Origin of the sequence: Micromonospora sp. MP36 (genome assembly GCF_008119785.1) — a bacterium.
Taxonomy (GTDB): domain Bacteria; phylum Actinomycetota; class Actinomycetes; order Mycobacteriales; family Micromonosporaceae; genus Micromonospora.
Map to the genome: position 1 here is coordinate 1 of NZ_VSFA01000208.1, position 4,807 is coordinate 4,807.

At 65.2% G+C, this 4,807-nt stretch carries 2 protein-coding genes and 1 pseudogene; all 3 read right to left on the minus strand.

Annotated features, from left to right (window positions below):
- Window positions 1–73: 73 nt before the first annotated feature.
- Window positions 74–889: a maleylpyruvate isomerase family mycothiol-dependent enzyme gene (locus tag FXF52_RS40310; protein ID WP_148804901.1), complete on the minus strand. Its 816-nt coding sequence runs from the start codon at window positions 887–889 to the stop codon at window positions 74–76.
- A gap of 222 nt (window positions 890–1,111) precedes the next feature.
- Window positions 1,112–2,502 (minus strand): annotated as a pseudogene (locus FXF52_RS40315) (NF041680 family putative transposase).
- Between the two features lie 302 nt (window positions 2,503–2,804).
- A complete protein-coding gene (gene ltrA / locus FXF52_RS40320) occupies window positions 2,805–4,055 on the minus strand; it encodes a group II intron reverse transcriptase/maturase (RefSeq protein ID WP_148804902.1) in 1,251 nt (416 codons plus the stop codon).
- Window positions 4,056–4,807 lie beyond the last annotated feature (752 nt).

Here is a 4,807-nt window from a genome sequence, read left to right on the forward strand (position 1 = left end):
GTTAACTTGACACTCCCTCGTCCAGCGGGACGTGCCCCTCATGTAGACGAATCCGGCTCGGTGTGAGCAGCCGTTAGACGATGATGCCGCGTACGTCCAGCATTGGGTCGGTGAGTTGGCTCGGGCCTGCGTAAGTGATCCCCCCACGTGGTATCGCGGCGCCGGTAAAGGATCGCCAAGCGGCCTCGGCCGTGAACCTGACGTAAGCGGCCGGATCGGTGATGGAGCCTTCGTGAAGGCTCCATCGGCCTTCGTTGCCGGCGACCAGGCTCCATTGTCCGCCGATGTCGAGGTCGAGGAACACCGTCGTTCGAGGTTCGGCGGGGACGCGGTATTGGTGCGGTAACGCCCAGACGAAGGTGCGGAGGACCGTCGGCAGCCGGTCGGTGCCGGTCTCGCGACCGATGGCGGCGCGGATCTGCTGGTGGTGTACCCACGTCTCGGTCAACTCCCGGGCCAGGTCGAGCCACGCCGGCGCGGGCTTATCGCTAGCCCAGCTCACCCGCGTGGGTGCGAGCAGATCTGCCTCGGCTGTCCACTCCTGCAGTTGCTCGGTGGAGTAGGCCAGCAAGTCCCGAGTGACCCGAGGGCTCAGCTGCCTCGCTGCGTCCAGCCACCGCTGGTTCTTCTCATGCAAGGCGGCGGCGAAGGTGGCCGCCGGACCGCCGTGCGGAAGCAGTCCGGTGGTATCTGCGTCGCGTTCGCGAGAAAGCCGCCCAAGGTCACCGTCGAGAAGATGCAACGCGATGTCCTTGACCGTCCAGCCCTCAGCAAGCGTGGATGCGGCCCACTGATCTACCGTCAATCGATCGAGCAGAGACAGCAGATCGCGACGCTCTTCGCCGAACAGTCCCCGGGTATCCATCGGTGGCACCGACCAGACGTCCATCCCCACAGTCTCCAACACCTACCAGGACAACACGACGACCAACGCAACAGCTGGTAGATGCGCGCTCCCGAGCTGAAAGTCCGGGAGCCACGCGTAGGAGCCAGCGGGGCGGACTGGACCGGACGGGATGAGACCGATCGAGTTGCCGAGCGTTCGAGGACCAGGACCAAGCGGACGGTCCCGGACGGTCTAGACATGGTCTTGAGCATCTAAGCTTGACCTTTAACCCTTGCGTTGCTTACGTGCTGCGATGGTCAAGTCACGCTTGACGGTTTTGCCGACGTCGTGGCGGGGTGCGCGCCGGCGGTTGCGGGAGCCGGGTGGTCGCCCAGGACCTGGTCTGCCGGGTTTCGGCGCGCTGGCCGGCAGGGCGGTGGTCGGACGCAGGTTCCGAAACCCGCGACGGACCCGGGCGGGAGTGAGTCGCTCGGGTGGTGCGGGCCGTTCCCACGGCCGGCGCAGGTCCGCGACGAGGGGCCGGGCGAGGCGTAGCTGGGTGTAGGCGGCGATGATCAGCCAGGACAGCGGTCGGCGGCTTCGGTGGTGCGGATCTTCGGCCGGGTCCATCCCAGGGTCTGTTTGAACAGGCGGAAGGTGTGTTCGAGGTCGAAGCGGCGCAGGAACGCCTGCCACCAGCGGTCGATATCGGCGGTGGTGGCGTTGATGGCGGAGCACCACAGCCAGACCGGTTTGGGGTCACGTTCGCCGGGCAGGTGCTCGACCTGTAGCCGGATCAGGGTGCCGGCGATGATCGGCAGGTCACCGGTGTGGTCGATCCAGCAGGTGCGGCGGGTCAGCCTGGGGTGCAGTTGGTCCCAACTGTCGGCTTGTGCGGTGCCGTAGCGGCTGGTCGGGGTGAGCGTGGTGTGCTGCGGCGTAGGCCAGGTGGCCGGGTCGTTGCAGGCGAACTCGGGGCCGTGTTTGCGGGGACGGCCGATGGCGCCTGGCTGCCTGGTGGGCTTGGGAAACCGCAGGACCCGGTCCGAGCGGATTCGGCCGACCAGGAGCACGGGCAGGTCGGACAGCACCCAGGCCAGTCGGGCAGTGTCGTAGCCGGTGTCGCAGACGATCAGGATGTCGGGTTCGCCGGGCCGCCAGTGCCCGACGCGGATCAGCCGGTCGATCAGCTGCCGGAGCTGGTCGGCGGTGACCGCGGTGGCGTCGTCGGTCGGGCCCAGCCGCACCGCGTCGAGCACCTGCGTCCACGACGTGCGGCCTGGCTCCAAGGCGGCGATGAACGAGTATGGCCAGCCGGGGATCATCTGTGCTTGGCCCTTCGCGCGCCCGTAGGTGTGGCAGAACATCCGGCCTGGGCTGGTGGACGCGTCCGGGCGCAGCCAGTTGCTGACGTCAACGGCGAGCATGATCCGCCCGTCGGCGGCGCGAGGCAACGCCAGTCCTGCGAGGGTCACCCGCAGCCGGGCGACATCGATTCCGCCAGCGCTCAAGGCGCCGTACAGAGCGCCGTGACCACGGCGGTGCTCGGCGGCCAACGACAGGTCGACCAGGCTGGTCACCGGCCCGCCCGAGCACAGCAGCGCGTCGGTGAGCTCGAACAACGCGTCCGCCCGCCGCGGCAGACACTGGTAGAAGTCCCGACGAAACCCAGCCAACCTCGCTGCTGAGCCCTCAGCCGACCCGACCCCTGACGCGTTCGGCGTGGGCGTGTCAGGCAACACGACGCTACCCAGGTAGTCCAGAATCGTGGCCACGGCCACCGCCTGTTCTGTTCTTCGTGTCCTTGCAGGGAACGCGAAGGATCATCAGGCGGTGGCCGCTTTACGTCTCCACGACACGCCGAGTCCACACAGGACCATCTGCCGACCGAGACGTCCGAGGGTCGGGTGGCCCAGGGCGTCGCAGCCCTGGGCTCCCACGGAACGGAGCGTGACAGTCTCCCGTCACTCCGCTCTTCTCACCAATTCCAGCAGTACTGCCGCTCCCACGCCCAATGCGCGAACAGGCCGGGATCTCGATCGAGGAGCCCGGTCCACCACGCTTTGAAGCGTTTCCAAGAGCGCAGCCTCTTGTATTTCTTTCGCGTCCAGCGCATCAGGTAGGTGTTGATACGCCGCAGGAAGGGATACATCTGCGACCGGTAGAACCGGCCGTAGTAGTTCATCCAGCCCGCCACGATCGGGTTGATCCAATCGGCAAGCTCGTCGAGAGAGTCTTCGGTGCGCCGGTGAATGCGCCAGTGGCGCAGCTGTTTGCCCATCGTTTTGAGGGCCTGAGGGCTGATCGCGGGCAGGAAGGAGGTAAAGACCTTCCCATCCGGATACTTCGCCTTGCGCGGGCCGAAGGCATACCCCAGGAACGTGAACGACGTGTGCTCGAACGAGCCCCGCCGCCGGGAGTCCTTGCAGTACACCAGCTTTGTCTTGTCAGGATGCAACCGCAACCCGACACTTTCCAGCCGCTCAGCCAGCGCCGCCCAGACCTGCCGGGCCTGACGCTCTGTCGCGCAATGCACCACCGCATCATCGGCATAGCGCTCGAACTCCACAGTCGGGAACTCCCGCTCCAGCCACGAGTCGAACGCATAGTGCATGAACAGGTTCGCCAACACAGGTGACACCGCGGAACCCTGTGGAGTTCCCCGCTCGCGGGTTCGCAGGGTTCCGTCGGGCAGCGCCAGCGGGGCGACCAGCCACCGCTTGACATACAGCACCACCCACCGCTGGTCGGTGTTTGCTTCCACAGCCTTGACCATGAGAGCGTGATCCACAGAGTCGAAGAACTTTTGCACATCCAGGTCGATGATCCAGTCCTTCTTCCAGCACCGTTGCCGGCACCGCTCGATCGCCTGCACCGCCGAGCGCCTGGGTCGATACCCGTACGAGTCGTCATGGAAGATCGACTCTGTTCGGGGTTCCAACGCCAACGCGACGACCGTCTGCGCCACGCGATCAGCCACAGTGGGCACACCCAACATTCGTGTGCCGCCTGGCTTGGGGATCTCCACCGCCTTCACCGGCGGCGGGAAGTACGTCCCCGATGACATCCGATTCCAAATCTTGTACAGATTGTTCCTCAGATCGGCTTCGAAGTCCTCGATGGACTGCCCGTCCACGCCTGCCGCGCCCTTGTTCGCCTTGACCCTCTCGTACGCCTCCCACACCAGTCGTTTCGGAATGTCAAAAGGCTTGTCCTGCGGATTTGACATGTTCACCCGCTTCCTCCCGGCACACGTCCGGTTGTTCGTGCGAACAGACAGCGGTGAGCCGGCCCCTTCGCTCCACCCCGATTACCAGGGCTTCACCACTACTACGAACCGGTCCGCCAGCGGACCCCGCATCGGTACTCAGCACCTGCCGGTTTCTGCCGTCCGGTGCACTCCCTCTCGCTCCCCCAGACTTGCTGGGCGAGCCGTATCGGCGTCCGCCTTCCCACGTTCCATGCAGAAGCCGCAGACCGGACTCGCGCCGCCTCCATGCCGGACACCGCCTGGCCAATAAGCGGGCACCCGCCAGGCTCATCCCGGCACCATTTAACCGCACCGGTTTTGATGTCATCTTCTTGTTTCGACACGTCAATAGCGGTTCGCTTACGCTCGCCTTTCCGATCCCCACCTGACACGTCAACCGTGCCTTTTCCTCAACGCTCACCACGACGGTCTTCAGCCAACGCAGCTTGAGGCGGTTTGACATCTCCCCCCACAGGGCGATGCCGAAGGGCCACAAAACCTTCATCTCCTGCACAGCACCGCATCAAATGAGATCCCCTACATCGACCTCACTCTCCGCGCTCGTGGCGCACTTAAAGAACAAGCTCAGAGCCAGTCCGGAAACTGGATCACCGCTGGTAGCGGGCGAGGCGTCGGTTCATGACGATGATCATTGACCACTGGACGAACGCCGCATGGTGGTCGGGTTTCCGTTCGTAGTCGCGCACCGTGCGTCGGTAGCGGCTGATCCG